This is a genomic window from candidate division KSB1 bacterium, assembly GCA_016214895.1.
Lineage (GTDB): Bacteria > Electryoneota > RPQS01 > RPQS01 > RPQS01 > JACRMR01.
The window spans coordinates 359,080-373,521 of record JACRMR010000003.1 but is presented as its reverse complement, the minus strand read 5'-3'; the positions used below and the strand labels follow the sequence as shown (position 1 = coordinate 373,521).

Genomic DNA, 14,442 nt, shown 5'->3' with positions numbered 1-14,442 from the left:
GGGGCGGCGGAGTTATCTATCCGAGTGACGGGGAGATGCGGGATATTTGACGGAACGAAAGGCCCGGAGGGAAGGGAAGGAATCCCTGCTCGGCCGGATGTGGGGAAGGACTCCCGGCTCGGCGGAACGGGCTGGGCGCGGGCGATGCAATCGGCCCCTACAGGACTCGGCCAGTCATGCGCTTGACAATCCGCGATTCCCGGTGTAAATTGATACAAACTTCGTTCGCGAAGATGCTGTGGTAACCTTGCTGATTCTGACCATGCCGCGACGCCCGTACCTGCTCCTCGGCCGCTCTAATTCTCGACTATTGAACACCTTGCTGCGCTCTGCGGCGAGGTGTGTTTTGTTTTGGGGGGGCCTGTCTACTATCCTGTTGCCAGACCTTGCGTTTGCTGGCTGGAACGAATGGACACAGGAGGCACCACACACTGCCCTGGGTCCCTACACCGAGGGTCACTGGAACGGCGATGTGTGCCTTTGGTTTTGCCTGGATCGCGATGTGGGTTCCATGTACCGGGTGAACACCCGTGACTTCAGCAGTGAGTTGATTCCGTTTACGCGGCCGACCTGGCTGGCGCGACCCGTGCAGTTGTTCCAGCATCCGACGCTGGACTCCATCTGGTTCGGCTTTATGGAAGAATCGATTGAGGCCTATCCGGACTCTCTGTTTCGAACCACTGATGGCGGGGCGACCTGGCAGTTTGTGATTGAGTCAGATTATCGATCCACCGGGCAGATGGTCTGGCTGCCCGATCAACCGGCAACAGGGTACTTCTTTCCCAAATCCGAGGATCCGTGGAAGACCACCGATTACGGTGTGACGTGGACGCGGCTTGACCTTGTGCCGTCGGTTCTGGGAGTATCAGAGATCGTCAACCCTGCCGGATTTGTGTATTTCCTCGGGACGTCGGCGAATGTCCATCGCATGTATCACTTGAATCTTGCCGACGACTCCTACGAGCAGGTTTATCGATTCGGCACGCGCACGTGGTATCGCGACTGGAACGTCGATCACTCAAACTCCGACCGGTTGCTGGTTGTCGGCGACCATGGCAGCGGAGATAACTACTACATTCTGGAGTCACTAGACGCCGGTGCCACGTTTGATACGCTGTACCATGCTCCGGATTCGATCTACTTCATCGGCCACATTGTTCAGGACCGTGTGAACGTCAACCACTGGTACGGATTATTCGCCGCAGGCGAGCGCAAGCTTCATGAGTCATTTGATGGCGGTCGGACATGGACGTCTTCGTCCAATTTCAGCAATTCAAGAGCCGGACCTGAATTCTATGCGTTTTCTGGAACGGAAGGCCGGGCGATGACGATGACCTCGTACTACTACTACCGGCCCGGGCCTGGCGAGGCATTCCGCTTGATCGATCTTGCCCCACCGGACTGGAGTCGGTTTCTGCCCAGTGACATCTTCTATTCGCCGATCACGGGGTTCATTCGCGCGGATGCGGATCTTTGGCGGAGCACGGATTCCGGTCGGAACTGGCAGCCGACGGGCAGTCAGGAAGAACCGCGGGGTGATGACATCTTCGAGTTCATCGGACCAGCATCGGCAGCGGATCCTCAGCATATTCTCGCTCGCGGGATGAACTTCGCCATTTCCACCAATGCCGCGTCGAGCTTCCACCATGTGACGAATACAGCATGGTGGCGCTATGACTACCAGAGCGGTGGCGGCGTGGACTGGTCGCCGGACAACCCTGACGAGTTCTTTATTGCCAACTATCGACAGGATCACGATTCGCTGCGAATCGCACGCACCACTGACTTGGGCCGCACGTGGAGCTTTACGTACGGTGAAATCCTTCCGCGCAGTATGCGGATCGAGGATGTCGTCTACTATACCTCCGAACCGGAGACATTGCTGTGCTCAGGAACCGCATTCCTTGACCGGCCGGGCGGTCTGTTCTACTCGACGACTGGCGGGCAGTCCTGGCAGCTCGTTCCCGGAAGTGAAGGCCACGCCGCGCGCTACATTTGGCCGCAACGGTCGCTGGGGCGATTCTTCGCGAACTATGGCGACAGCGCATTCAGCCGTAATGACGGAGACGGCGTCGGCAACTGGCATTCCTGCTTCGGCAACTTACCGAATACGGGGCAAGTGACACAGGTCGCCTTTGACTGGGACACGACGGAGTTTGTGTATGTCTATATTCCGTTGCAGGGCATCTGGCGGGGAACGGGCGATGGCTACTGGGAGCAGTACTGCGAGCAGCCACCGGTCGGTATCCAGCAGTTTGAAGTCAGCGCGGGGTGGCCGAAAACCATAATGGGGCTACCCATGATTCCAGACATTGGATTCTACTTGTACACGAAGTCCGACTCTATTTACGATGGCAGTCGTGAACGCTGGCGGTTCATCCCGGAAAAAACAGAGGTTACGCTCTTCCCTAATCCGACGAACGCGATGGTGACGATCCGGCTGGTGAATCCGGTGGCCGTGATCGTGCGCGCCGGGATCGTCAACTACTCCGTCGATCTGCGCGGCGGGGAATTCTCGTCTGGAAAATATTTCGTGGCGATTGCGCCGGGGCGGGGCGAGCTGCAGGTGTTGCCGGTGGTGGTGGTGAAATAGGAAATTGAAAATCGAAAATCGAAAATTGAAATGCCGATTCCGAACGCCCGCGTGGGGAAGAAAACGCTGAAACGCTGAAATCCGAGTTCCCCCCCGGCCCCCCACAGGATGTGGGGGGGGGAAACCGAAGAGGATTCCGGCCGGGCGGGGACGCACGGCTCGGCGGGGGAAGAGCGGGGACGCCCGGCTCGGCGGGGACCCCGAGCGCACGCGGTGCGCCGCTACAAGATTCATCCTACACTGCACTTTCGCAAGAAAAATGCTATATTATGCAGCGTGAATCGTAACCCGAACCCGAGGGTAGATGGTCATGGAAGCCGGTGGTGGTGAAATTATCATATATACAACGGTTGCCGGGGAGGACCACGCCCGGGATTTCGCCCGGGGGCTTGTCGAGCGGCGGCTCGTGGCCTGCGTCAGTGCCATCGGGGAGGTCATGTCGCGCTACTTCTGGCTGAGCGAGACCATGACCGAGGACCGCGAGGTGCTGCTGATCCTCAAAACGCACCGTGACAAGCTGCCGGAGCTGGAACGCTACTTCGCCGAGGAGCATCCCTACGAAGTCCCCGAGTTTCTTGTTTTTGAAGCCGTCGGTGTGAGCGCGTCCTACCGCGAGTGGATGCGCGCGGAAATGAAACTATAGACTCCATGAAGAACAAGCTCACCGATCTGGCGATTCTGTGGCTGCGCATCGCGCTGGGCGTCGGCCTCATGTACCACGGTTACGGCAAGCTCGAACGCGGCGTGGGCGATTTCGCCATGAATGCGGTCGAGCCGATGGGCTTTCCCGTCCCGCTCGTTTGGGCGTGGGCGGCGGTCGCGTCAGAACTGTTCGGCGGCCTGTTCGTCCTGATCGGCCTCTGGACTCGCTGGGCGGCGCTCGCCGGCGGAACCGTGATGGCCGTGGCCGCCTTCGTGAGCCAGGCACTGGATCCGTTCCCGCAACGGGAGAAGGCCGTCGCCTATCTCGTGGTCTGCATCTTCTTTATGCTGAACGGCGCGGGACCATTCGCCGTACATCCCAGCGGCAAAGGCGGCCGGAAGTCCGCGCCGGTCAAGAAGGAAAAATAAGCTGCGCCGTGCGGAACCATCCGCCCTCGCCTGTCGTCACAACATTAGGGGCGGAATGTTCCGCCGTTCCAAGACAGGAGAATCCAATTCATGCTTGAAGACCTTAAGACCACGGTCCGCGAAGGGCTGCGTGAGATGCGTGACCGCGCGGACGATCTGGCGCGGCAGGGCAGACTGCGCATGGACATGTTTCAGGCGGAGCGCCGACTCAAAGCCGCGCAGGCCAGCCTCGGCGAAGCCGTGTTCGGCTATCTCATTGAAGGAGCCGCGGTCAGCCTCGTCGATCCCCGCATCGAGGAACTCGTCGCCCGCGTCCGCTACTATCAGGACGAACTGAACCGGCTGACGGAGGAACTGAAGCGGGTGACCGGGTAGAGCGGTCTGGCCGATCTCTACCGCCGCTTATGCTCCGAGCGACCTTCCGGGTCGCTCGTTTGCTATCCTCGCCCCAATCCTATTGAATTTCCGCCGCAGATTCCGTATATATTGCCACTGCGTTTCCACTCGGTAGCAACAGCCCTTTCTTCCCATGACCCCTTCTCACGGTGACATCATCCGCACCCCCTACCGCTCGCCGGTGCGGGCGCACATCAAGAGCCTCGAAGAATACCAGCGCCTCTACGAGCGTTCGATCCGCGAACCTGAGCAGTTCTGGGCCGATCAGGCCAAGAGTCTGTACTGGTACCATCCGTGGACCAAAGTGCTGGAAGCCGAGTTTCATGACGGCGAGGTGACCTGGTTTCAGGGGGGCATGCTGAACGTCGCGTTCAACTGTCTGGATCGTCATCTGCCGGAGAAGGCCGACGACACGGCGATTATCTGGGAGGCGGACGAACCGTCGGAAAGCCGGCACATCACCTACCGCGAACTGAAGTGGGAGGCCGCGCGGCTGGGCAACGTATTGAAGCACGCCGGCGTGCGCAAGGGCGACCGCGTGATTATCTATCTGCCGATGGTGCCCGAGCTCGCCTATGCCATGCTCGCCTGCGCAAGAATCGGCGCCGTGCATTCGGTCGTGTTCGCCGGCTTCTCCGCCAACTCACTGCGGGATCGCATTATCGATTCGCAGGCCACGGTTGTGATCACGGCGAACGAAGGCATGCGCGGCGGCAAGCCGATTCCGCTGAAAGAAATCGTCGATGACGCGCTGGATGGCTCCGACATTGTCAAACATGTGCTCGTCGCCAAGCGGACTAACAAAGAGGTGCCGATGAAGTTCGGCCGCGACGTCTGGCTGGAAGAAGCGATGGCCAATGAACGCGGCACTTGTCCCTGCGAATGGATGTCCGCCGAAGATCCGCTGTTCATCCTGTACACGTCGGGCTCAACCGGCAAACCCAAGGGCGTGCTGCACACGCAAGGCGGATATCTGCTGTTCGCCGCGCTCTCGCACAAAATCGTCTTCGACTATCACCCCGGCGACATCTATTGCTGTGTGGCCGACGCGGGCTGGATTACCGGTCACAGCTATGTGATCTACGGCCCGCTGGCGAATGGGGCAACGTCCGTGATGTTCGAGTCCACGCCGGTCTATCCTGATCCGGGTCGCTATTGGAGTCTCGTCGAGCGGCATCGTGTGAACAGTTTCTATACGGCACCGACGGCCATCCGCGCGCTGGCTCGCGAAGGCGAGAAGTGGGTGAAGAAGTACGATCGCTCGAGTCTGCGCATTCTCGGCACGGTCGGCGAACCGATCAATCCCGAAGCGTGGAAGTGGTATTTCAACGTCGTGGGCGAGGGCAAGTGTCCGGTGGTCGATACCTGGTGGCAGACCGAAACCGGCGGGATCATGATTACGCCGCTGCCCGGCGTGACGGACCTGAAGCCCGGTTCGGCAACGCTGCCGTTTTTTGGTGTCGATCCGATGCTCGTCGATGAACACGGCAAGGAGCTGCACGGCAACGGGGTCAGCGGCCATCTCTGCATCCGGCGGCCGTGGCCGGGTATGGCGCGCACAATTTACGGCGATCACAAACGCTTCCGGCAGACCTATTTCGCGCACTATAAAGGGCACTACTTTACGGGTGACGGCTGCCGTCGCGATGAAGACGGCTACTACTGGATCACGGGCCGCGTGGACGATGTGATCAATGTCGCCGGGCATCGGCTCGGCACCGCCGAAATCGAGAGTTCGCTGGTCGCCAATCATCTAATTTCCGAAGCCGCGGTGGTCGGCGTCCCGCACGAGATCAAGGGGACCGCGATCTTCGCGTTCGTCGTACCGCGCGTGGAAGCCGAAGGCATGAGTCAGGACGAAATGCTCGGGGCACTGAAGGAGCATGTGCGCAATGACATCAGCCCCATCGCCATGCCCGAGCAGGTGCTGGTCACGCCGGGACTGCCCAAGACGCGCTCCGGCAAGATCATGCGGCGCATCCTGCGCAAGATTGCCGAAGGGGAATACGAAGAACTCGGCAACACGAGCACGCTGCTCGATCCGTCCGTGGTTGATTTCCTGATTCGCGCGCACAAGAAACTGAAGAAGTAAGCCGATGGCTCCATCCCTAATCGCCGACCTTTGCGAGCGCTTCGAGCGCAATTACGACGGCTATCGCTCCGCCTCCTATAACGAAGCGCAACTGCGGCAGGATTTTTTGAATCCGTTGTTCGGGGCGCTGGGTTGGGACATGGACAACCGCGCGGGATATGCCGAAGCCTATCGCGACGTCATCCACGAAGATTCACTGAAGGTCGGCGAATCGACTAAGGCCCCGGACTACGCGTTTCGCATTGGGGGGACGCGCAAGTTCTTCGTCGAGGCGAAGAAGCCGCGGGTGTTCGTGAAGGATGACCCCGAGCCGGCCTATCAATTACGCCGTTATGCCTGGTCGGCGAAGTTGCCGCTCTCGATTTTGACGAACTTCGAGGAGTTCGCGGTCTATGATTGCCGCTGGCGGCCCGTCAAGGATGATCCCTCCAAGTTGCGCCGGATCGAGTATTTCAAGTACACGGAGCTCACGGCCAAGTGGGAATTTCTGGAGAGCACCTTCTCGCGTGAAGCGTTGCTCAAAGGCTCATTCGATAAATATGCGATCGACAAAGGTGGCAAGCATCGCGGCACGGATACGGTTGACGGCGAATTCCTGAAAGAAATCGAGGAGTGGCGGACGGTGCTCGCGCGCAATTTGCTCTTGCGCAATAAGCAGCTCACGGCGGCGGATTTGAACTTCGCCGTAGCCCGCACGATTGATCGGCTGTTGTTCCTGCGGGTGTGCGAAGATCGCGGGATCGAGGAGTACGGCGGGCTGAAATCGCTGCTGAAAGGCACCGATACCTACCGGGGTCTGGTCACGCGCTTTCAGGCGGCGGACGAGCGCTACAATTCCGGTCTGTTTCATTTCAATCCGAAAGAGCAGCGCGCCGAGGCGGTGGACGCGCTCACTCCGTCGCTCGCGATCGATGACAAGCTGCTGAAGGAGATCCTCAAGTCGCTCTACTATCCCGAGAGTCCGTACGAGTTCTCGGTCTTTCCGGCGGACATTCTCGGGCAGGTTTACGAGCAGTTCCTGGGCAAGGTGATCTACCTGAAAGGCAAGACGGTTGACGTCGAGTACAAGCCCGAGGTCAAGAAGGCGGGCGGGGTGTATTACACGCCGACGTACATTGTCGATTACATCGTCAAGCACACGGTCGGTAAGTTATTGGAGGGCAAGACGCCGGACGAGGTGAGCAAGCTGCGCGTACTCGATCCGGCCTGTGGTTCGGGGAGCTTCCTGATTGGCGCGTATCAGCATTTGCTGGATTGGCATTTGCGGTATTACACAGAACCCCCCCTGCCCCCCCAAATCAAAGATTTGGGGGGGAAAGAGTCGGGCCTTCCCCCCAAATTTCCTAATTTGGGGGGAACTGAAGGGGGGTTGCGTTCCCGCAAGCTCCCGATCTACCAAGCTTCCGGCGGCGGTTGGAAGCTGACTTTGGAAGAGCGCAAGCGGATTCTGCTGAACAATATTTATGGTGTGGATATTGACGCGCAGGCGGTGGAGGTGACGAAGCTCTCGCTCTTGCTCAAGGTGCTTGAAGGCGAGAGCAAGGACACGGTGCAGGGCGAACTCAAGCTGCGGCATCGCGCGCTACCCGATCTCGGCGCGAACATCAAGTGCGGCAATTCGCTGATTGGGACGGACATCCTCTCCCCGAGAACCCCCCCTGCCCCCCCAAATCAAAGATTTGGGGGGGAGCAGAGTGGGCCTTCCCCCCAAATGTCTTCATTTGGGGGGAATCGAAGGGGGGTTCATTCGGGAGGTAGCCTATCGGCCGACGAGATCTCCCGCATCAATCCGTTCGACTGGCAGACCGAGTTCAAGGCGGTCTTCAAGCAGGGCGGCTTTGACGCCGTGATCGGGAATCCGCCGTATGTGAGGCAAGAGAGTCTGGGGCAGCAATTCAAAGAGTACGCGAAAACAAGGTTTGAGGTCTACAACGGTGTCGCCGATCTCTATGCTTATTTTGTTGAGCAGAGCCACCGTCTGCTGAAATCGGGCGGACGGTTTGGGATGATCTGTTCCAACAAATGGATGCGCGCGGACTACGGCGGGCCGCTGCGCGAGTTCATCGCGAAGCAGACGCGGATTCATGAGCTGATTGATTTTGGAGAACTCAAGGTCTTCAAGGATGCCGCCACATTTCCAGTAATTGTCTTGACCGAAGTGCGTGACGCCAAGGAGCAGAGCTTCATCTACGCACCCATCAAACGACTGGACTTCGACTCGTTGGAGAACGAGGTCAACACTGTCGGTCAAACGCTTGATAACAGAGCGATTGGCGGCTACAATTGGGCGCTAACGGGCACGGGCGAGTTGGACATCATCGAGAAGATGAAAGCGTGCGGCGTGCCGCTCGGTGACTATGCAAAGAATCAAATCTATCGCGGCATTCTCACCGGGCTACAACGAGGCCTTTGTGATTGACGGCGAGACGCGCAAGGCACTAATCAAAGCACACAAGAAGAGCGCGGAACTAATCAAACCGTTTGTCGTTGGCGATGATGTGAGGAAATATCATATCCGAGAGTTCGACCGATATGTGATCGCAATCCGGAAAGGTTGGACGTTGGAACACGCTCCTCAGGGCGCGGACCCGACCAAGTGGTTTCGCGAGACCTATCCGGCGCTTTGGGAGCATCTCCTGCCGCATAAAACAAAAGCCATCGCACGGCAGGATCAGGGCGACTTCTGGTGGGAACTAAGGGCATGCGATTACTATGACGCTTTCGAGCAGCCGAAGATTGTGTATCCGGAAATCGCGATGGAGTCGCGGTTCGCCTTCGATGATGAGCAACTGTACAGCAACAAGACCACATTCATTATCCCGCGCAAAGACCCATATCTTCTTGGGCTGCTGAATTCGAAGTTGATGTGGTTATTCCTGATGCGGCTGTGTTCAGTTTTGGGTGATGCGGATAAGCGGGGCCGTCTACTTCAGCAGAGGATATACATCGAACAACTTCCCATCCGCACCATCGACCTCAAGGACAAGGCCGACAAATCTCGTCATGACCGGATGGTGAAGCTGGTGGAGACGATGCTGGAACTGAACCGGCGGCTGCCGGAAACGAAGTCGCCCGTCGAACAGGAGAAGTTAGCGCGCCGGATCGCCGCCACGGACCGCGAGATTGATGTGCTGGTTTATGAACTGTATGGGCTGAGCGAAGCCGAAATCCGGCTCGTGGAGGGGCAGAATTAACCCCCCCCCCTACCCCCCCAAATGAAGACATTGAGGGGGGAGAAGACATCGGAGTAACATGAAGACCATCTGGCATCAGGTACCGCCTGAAAACTGGCAACACATGCGGGACATGCGTAAGTCGCCATCGCCCATCGAACAGCGCTTGTGGCGAGCGTTGCGGCGGCATGCAGCTGGTGTACACTTTCGCCGTCAGCACCCGATCGGTCCGTTCATCGTGGATTTCTGCGCGCCGCGAAATCGACTGGTCATTGAAGTCGATGGCGACACGCACGGCAGCGACGAAGCGCAGCAGCACGACAAAGCGCGCGAATCGTTTCTGTGCGAAATGGGTTTCACAGTGATCCGGTTCGCGAACCGGGACGTGGTGAACAACTTGGAAGGCGTTGTGGGGGTAATTCTCGACGCAATCACCCCCCCTGCCCCCCCAAATGAAGACATTTAGGGGGGAGTCGGGCCTTCCCCCCAAATTGCCCAATTTGGGGGGAACCGAAGGGGGGTTCCGTTTGCACGCAAACGCCCCACAACGACCAGAGGCGGCCCCGCGGGCCGCCTCTGCAATAACTGCAATCTGGGGGAGCCTATTTTAGGCCGAGCAGTTCGACGTCAAAGACGAGGGTCGCGTTGGGTGGGATCGCGCCACCGGCACCCCGCGCACCGTAGCCAAGTTCTGAAGGAATGACGAGCTTGCGCTTGCCGCCGATCTTCATCGAGGCCACGCCTTCGTCCCAGCCCTTGATCACCCGCCCCTGGCCGATGGGGAACTCGAAGGGCTGCCCGCGCTTCACGGAGGAGTCAAACTCCTTGCCGTCGGTCGTCCAGCCGGTATAGTGCATGACACAAGTCTGGCCGGTCGCGGGCGAGGCACCGGTGCCGGGGGTCATGTCGTAATATTTGAGGCCGCTGGGGGTTGTGACGGGCTGACCGCTGACCGGCACGCCGGGGAGGGGGGTGTTTGCTGCATCCATTTTCTTCTCAGTGGCCGCCGGAGCGGTGGTTTCGGTGGTCGTGGCGGTCTTCTTCTCATTGCAGCCCGTCAGGATGACGGCGGCGGCCAGAGCGATTGCCAAAACGGTTTTCATTTCGTACATTCCTATGGGGGTGGATTCGGACTATTCGCAGCCGGTAGAAGCTCCTAAGATAGCAGATTTTTTTGAAAGTTTCAAGCGGACGATTCCGCAGGAATCCGCCATGCTCTCCCGCCTGCTCGCACTGCCACTGATCGCCTTAGCCCTCGGCTGCCCGGCCCGCGCGGCAACGCCGTACGTCCGGCCGACGGCCACGGGCACAACCGCACTCCAGATTTCGAACCTTGACCCCCAACGCACGCGAATCGCGCTCGCCGCCGCCGAGGTCGCGCGATCGACCGCGCGCAGGGGCGCGCTCGACGAGGTCACGTTTGAACTCCCGGGCGAGCCCACGCTGATGGTCGATGGCGCCCCCGCGTTGCCGCACGTCACGCGGTATTATCGCGTGGCGGAGCTGGGCGCGGTGGAATGGCAGGTCACGGCCGCGGACTACGAGTCACTCGACGAAGTGGACGTACCGCCGTTTGCCGGAACTGATGCGGGCTACCGGGATCCGGGGATTTATGCGCAGGACGCATGGTATCCCGCGTCGCCGGTGCAGGTCAGCGAGCCCATGGTGATGCGTGATTTTCGCGTGGTCAGCCTGACCCTCTACCCGGTGCAGGTGAATCCGGTCACACAGCAGGCGCGAGTCTATCGCAATCTCGAGTGCGAGTTGGTGAGTACGGATGAACCGGGTGAGAACGAGCTCACGCAGCCGCGCCGGCCGTCGGGCGCCTACGCCGCCTTGTATCGCGGCGTGATCGCGAATCTCAATGACCGCGCGCTCGACGACATAACAACCACGCCCGGCAGCTATCTGATCCTCTGCCGCGATCATCCCTCCGTCGTGCAGTTCGCCGACTCGCTGGCGAACTGGAAGCGGATGCTGGGCTATGCGGTGGCGGTGGATGCGCGCGCAAGCTGGACCGTTCCGCAAATGCGCGTAGCGATCCAGATGGCCTATGCCAACTTCGATCCGCCGCTTGAATATGTCACGATTATCGGCGATCCGCAAGCCGGTACGCTGGCGATGCCGACGGATGGCCCGAACTACGATCACACGTTTGGACTCGGCAACAACGGTGATGAGCTGGAGGATATCACCGTGGGGCGACTGTCGGTTTCTTCGGCCGCTGAGTTGGCCACGGTGAATGCCAAGCTGATGAACTATGAGCGCAACCCCGCGCTGGACGACACGATGTGGACGCGGCGCGCGCTACTCTGGGCGAACATCGAGGGCAATACGATCGAGAACCGCAATACGATGAATTGGAGCCGACATCAGTTCATCGAACACACGGGAGTTGACAGCCCCTATGTCGTCGTGGGACCGACCGACATCGACACGCTGAGGTACTATTTGGGTCGCGGCGCCGGCTATTTCTTCTGGCGCGGTTCGTTCATCGGCCAGATGGATCCCGCGATTCCGTTCGGTCTCGATCCCTCAGCGAAACTGCCAGTCGTGCTGACGATCACCTGCGGCACCGGAAACTTCGATCAAGGCACGTCGCTCAGTGAAGCCTGGTTGATCGCGGGGACTGCTTCCAATCCGAAAGGCGGCGTGGCCTGTATCGGCACGGCGACCTCCAATACGCACGAACAGTACAACAATCCGATCAGCGCCGGACTGGTCTATAATATTTGCAATCTCGGTGTCGAGAATCTGGGAGTGGCGCTGGTCGGAGCGAAATGGGTACTGCGGAACGTGTTCCCCGGGGGCGGACCGTTCATTGACGGCACGATTCGGTGGACGAACCTGATGGGTGATCCGGCGCTGGCGCTATGGACGGAGCGGATTCGACCGCTGGAGGTTGAGCATCCGACGACGCTGGCTCCGGGCGCGAACTGTGTGCCGGTGCACGTGCTCGATTCGCTCAGCCGCGATCCTGTGGCCGATGCGCTGGTCGTGCTTTACAAAGCCGACGAGACGTTCGCACAACTGCGAACGGATGCGCAGGGCCACGCCGACGTTCCGGTGACGATAATGACCGCCGGGACGATGTCCCTGTGTGTTTCGCTCCGGAATCACAAGCCGTACCTGATGACGATCCCGTGCGCGCCCGCTGATTTGGCGCTGAACGCCGTGAACTACTCCGTGATTGACGGCGGTACGGAGGGCAGCGCGGGGAATCAAAATGGGCATCTGGAGCCGGGCGAGGTGATCGAACTGCCGGTCTGGGTGCGAAATCACGGCAGCAGCGAGACGGCGGAGGAGATTTGGGTCGAACTCACGAGTCCGAATCCGCGATTGGTCGTGCTGTCCGGGACCGCGGAGATCGCATCACTCCCGCCGGGGGACTCGGCGCAGGTTATGCTGCGCTTGCAGGCGTCGTGGGAATTGAACGACGAGGAGCGCATTCCGCTTTCGATCACGTGTCGGAGCGGCATTTTTTCCAGTTGCAGTGTAATTCCGTTGCTCGCATACGCACCGCGGGCGTATTTGCTGGGCGCGGAGATTCAGGGCGGGAACGGCCGATTGGATCCGGGCGAGACGGTTTCACTCACGCTGGTGCTGGCGAATACCGGCACCGTATCACTAAGCGAGGTTACCGCGGAGCTGCAATCGCTGTCGCCGTTTGTGCTGGTGGAGCAGGGTCACACGACATTTCCGGGACTACCGCCGGGCACGTCGACGCTTCAGGACGGGCCGGCTCCGGTGGTCAGGGCCGTCGCCGCAACCTATCCCGGCACGCCAGTGCCGTTGCGACTGATCGTTCGAGCCGCCGCGCCGTATGCGGATACGTTGCAATTTGATCTGGTGATCGGCACGCGCGCAACGTCCGACCCGTCCGGACCGGACGCTTACGGCTACTACGCGTACGACAATACGGACACGGCGTACTCGCCGACGCAGGCCTACGATTGGGTTGACATTCGCGCGGTGGGAACCAATCTGCACCTGAATGATCCGGGCGAGCAATTCAGCGCGGATTCGATCATGTCGCGATTGCGGACCTTGCCGTTCGAGTTCATATTCTATGGGCAGGCGTGGTCGACTATTACCATTTGTTCGAATGGCTGGGCGGCGTTCGGTGATCGCACGGACCAGGATCAGAACGAGAACTATCCGATTCCGGGGCCGATGGCGCCCGATGCGCTGCTCGCGCCGTTCTGGGATGATCTGCGAACGCTCGGCGACGGTCTGGGCGTGTGGGACTATTTTGACGCGGCGAATCACCGTTACATGATTCAGTGGGAGGCGCGTTCGATCAATGGCGGTTTGAATGAGAATTTTCAGATCGTGCTGCTTGATCCGGGTCATCTCGCCGCACTCGACGGAAGCGGCATCGTGATTTTCCAGTATCAGGAGGTGCATGATGTCACGGGTTTCGAGGACATCCCGTTCGCCACTGTGGGCATTGAAGCGCCGGGTTGTTTGGTTGGCTTGCAATATCGCTACGCGAACGTGGGCGCTTCGGGAGCGGCGCCGTTGTCGGCGGGGCTCGCCGTCACGTTTACGACCGATGTGGTACCGCACTTCGGCGGGGTCATCGGCCGCGTAACGGATGCGTTGAGCGGATCGCCGATCGCGCAGGCGATGGTCTATATCGGAGCCACGGATTCTATCGCCACGAATGAGCAGGGCGAGTTCTCACGGCAGTCGCTGCGCGCGGGGGTGTATCCCCTGCGCGTCACGGCGGCGGGTTATGAGATGATGGAGGTCGAAAACGTCGTCATCTACATCGACTCACTGAATCGTGTTGACCTCGAGCTGACGCCGCTCGGTTCGACCGCCCCGGAGCCGCCAGTCGTGCATACGTTCCAATTGGCGCAAAACTATCCGAATCCGTTCAACAGTTCAACACGGATCGAGTTCGAGTTACCGCAAGCGGCGACCACCACGTTGCGCGTGTACAATCTGCTGGGCGAAGCGGTGGCCACGCTGATCGACGGGTATCTGCCGGCGGGTACGCATCGCGTGACGCTCGATTCGCAAGCGCTCGGCAGCGGCGTGTACTGCTACCGCCTGAACAGCGGTGATTACGTCAATACGAAGAAACTGGTCTTGCTGAAATAGTCTTCAGC

Annotated in this window: 10 protein-coding genes; 9 read left to right on the top strand and 1 reads right to left on the bottom strand. The window is 59.7% G+C overall.

The annotated features are described in order from the left end of the window. The first annotated feature begins 376 nt into the window (after positions 1-376). The 8 genes from HZB60_03410 (at position 377) to HZB60_03375 (ending at position 9,791) form a co-directional block, all read left to right on the top strand. A complete protein-coding gene (locus HZB60_03410; GenBank protein ID MBI5058816.1) occupies positions 377-2,593 on the top strand; it encodes a hypothetical protein in 2,217 nt (738 codons plus the stop codon). A gap of 304 nt (positions 2,594-2,897) precedes the next feature. Beyond that, on the top strand, positions 2,898-3,236 hold the full coding sequence (locus HZB60_03405) for a divalent-cation tolerance protein CutA (protein ID MBI5058815.1): 339 nt from the start codon (positions 2,898-2,900) through the stop codon (positions 3,234-3,236). Positions 3,237-3,241: 5 nt separating this feature from the next. Further along, positions 3,242-3,664: a DoxX family protein gene (locus tag HZB60_03400; GenBank protein ID MBI5058814.1), complete on the top strand. Its 423-nt coding sequence runs from the start codon at positions 3,242-3,244 to the stop codon at positions 3,662-3,664. Between the two features lie 90 nt (positions 3,665-3,754). Further along, the gene (locus tag HZB60_03395; protein MBI5058813.1) at positions 3,755-4,039 is read left to right on the top strand and encodes a hypothetical protein; all 285 of its coding nucleotides are present in this window, start codon (positions 3,755-3,757) and stop codon (positions 4,037-4,039) included. Between the two features lie 154 nt (positions 4,040-4,193). Continuing rightward, on the top strand, positions 4,194-6,152 hold the full coding sequence (gene acs, locus HZB60_03390; GenBank protein MBI5058812.1) for an acetate--CoA ligase: 1,959 nt from the start codon (positions 4,194-4,196) through the stop codon (positions 6,150-6,152). Positions 6,153-6,156: 4 nt separating this feature from the next. Then, a complete protein-coding gene (locus tag HZB60_03385) occupies positions 6,157-8,571 on the top strand; it encodes an Eco57I restriction-modification methylase domain-containing protein (GenBank protein ID MBI5058811.1) in 2,415 nt (804 codons plus the stop codon). Further along, positions 8,564-9,346 carry a hypothetical protein gene (locus HZB60_03380; protein MBI5058810.1) on the top strand — a complete coding sequence of 261 codons (783 nt, stop codon included), beginning with the start codon at positions 8,564-8,566 and terminating at the stop codon, positions 9,344-9,346. Before HZB60_03385 ends, HZB60_03380 begins: the two co-directional genes overlap by 8 nt. Before the next feature lie 112 nt (positions 9,347-9,458). Then, positions 9,459-9,791: an endonuclease domain-containing protein gene (locus tag HZB60_03375; protein MBI5058809.1), complete on the top strand. Its 333-nt coding sequence runs from the start codon at positions 9,459-9,461 to the stop codon at positions 9,789-9,791. A gap of 136 nt (positions 9,792-9,927) precedes the next feature. Here the strand turns inward: HZB60_03375 and HZB60_03370 are convergent, their stop codons facing one another. Beyond that, positions 9,928-10,428 carry an FKBP-type peptidyl-prolyl cis-trans isomerase gene (locus HZB60_03370; GenBank protein MBI5058808.1) on the bottom strand — a complete coding sequence of 167 codons (501 nt, stop codon included), beginning with the start codon at positions 10,426-10,428 and terminating at the stop codon, positions 9,928-9,930. Positions 10,429-10,537: 109 nt separating this feature from the next. Here HZB60_03370 and HZB60_03365 point away from each other — a divergent pair, with 109 nt between their 5' ends. Beyond that, on the top strand, positions 10,538-14,434 hold the full coding sequence (locus tag HZB60_03365) for a carboxypeptidase regulatory-like domain-containing protein (protein ID MBI5058807.1): 3,897 nt from the start codon (positions 10,538-10,540) through the stop codon (positions 14,432-14,434). Positions 14,435-14,442 lie beyond the last annotated feature (8 nt).

Coding starts and splice junctions, on each gene's coding strand:
- HZB60_03405 (MBI5058815.1), top strand. CDS start 2,898: ATGGTCATGGAAGCCGGTGGTGGTGAAATTATCATATATACAACGGTT.
- HZB60_03400 (MBI5058814.1), top strand. CDS start 3,242: ATGAAGAACAAGCTCACCGATCTGGCGATTCTGTGGCTGCGCATCGCG.
- HZB60_03395 (MBI5058813.1), top strand. CDS start 3,755: ATGCTTGAAGACCTTAAGACCACGGTCCGCGAAGGGCTGCGTGAGATG.
- acs (MBI5058812.1), top strand. CDS start 4,194: ATGACCCCTTCTCACGGTGACATCATCCGCACCCCCTACCGCTCGCCG.
- HZB60_03385 (MBI5058811.1), top strand. CDS start 6,157: ATGGCTCCATCCCTAATCGCCGACCTTTGCGAGCGCTTCGAGCGCAAT.
- HZB60_03375 (MBI5058809.1), top strand. CDS start 9,459: ATGCGTAAGTCGCCATCGCCCATCGAACAGCGCTTGTGGCGAGCGTTG.
- HZB60_03370 (MBI5058808.1), bottom strand. CDS start 10,428: ATGAAAACCGTTTTGGCAATCGCTCTGGCCGCCGCCGTCATCCTGACG.
- HZB60_03365 (MBI5058807.1), top strand. CDS start 10,538: ATGCTCTCCCGCCTGCTCGCACTGCCACTGATCGCCTTAGCCCTCGGC.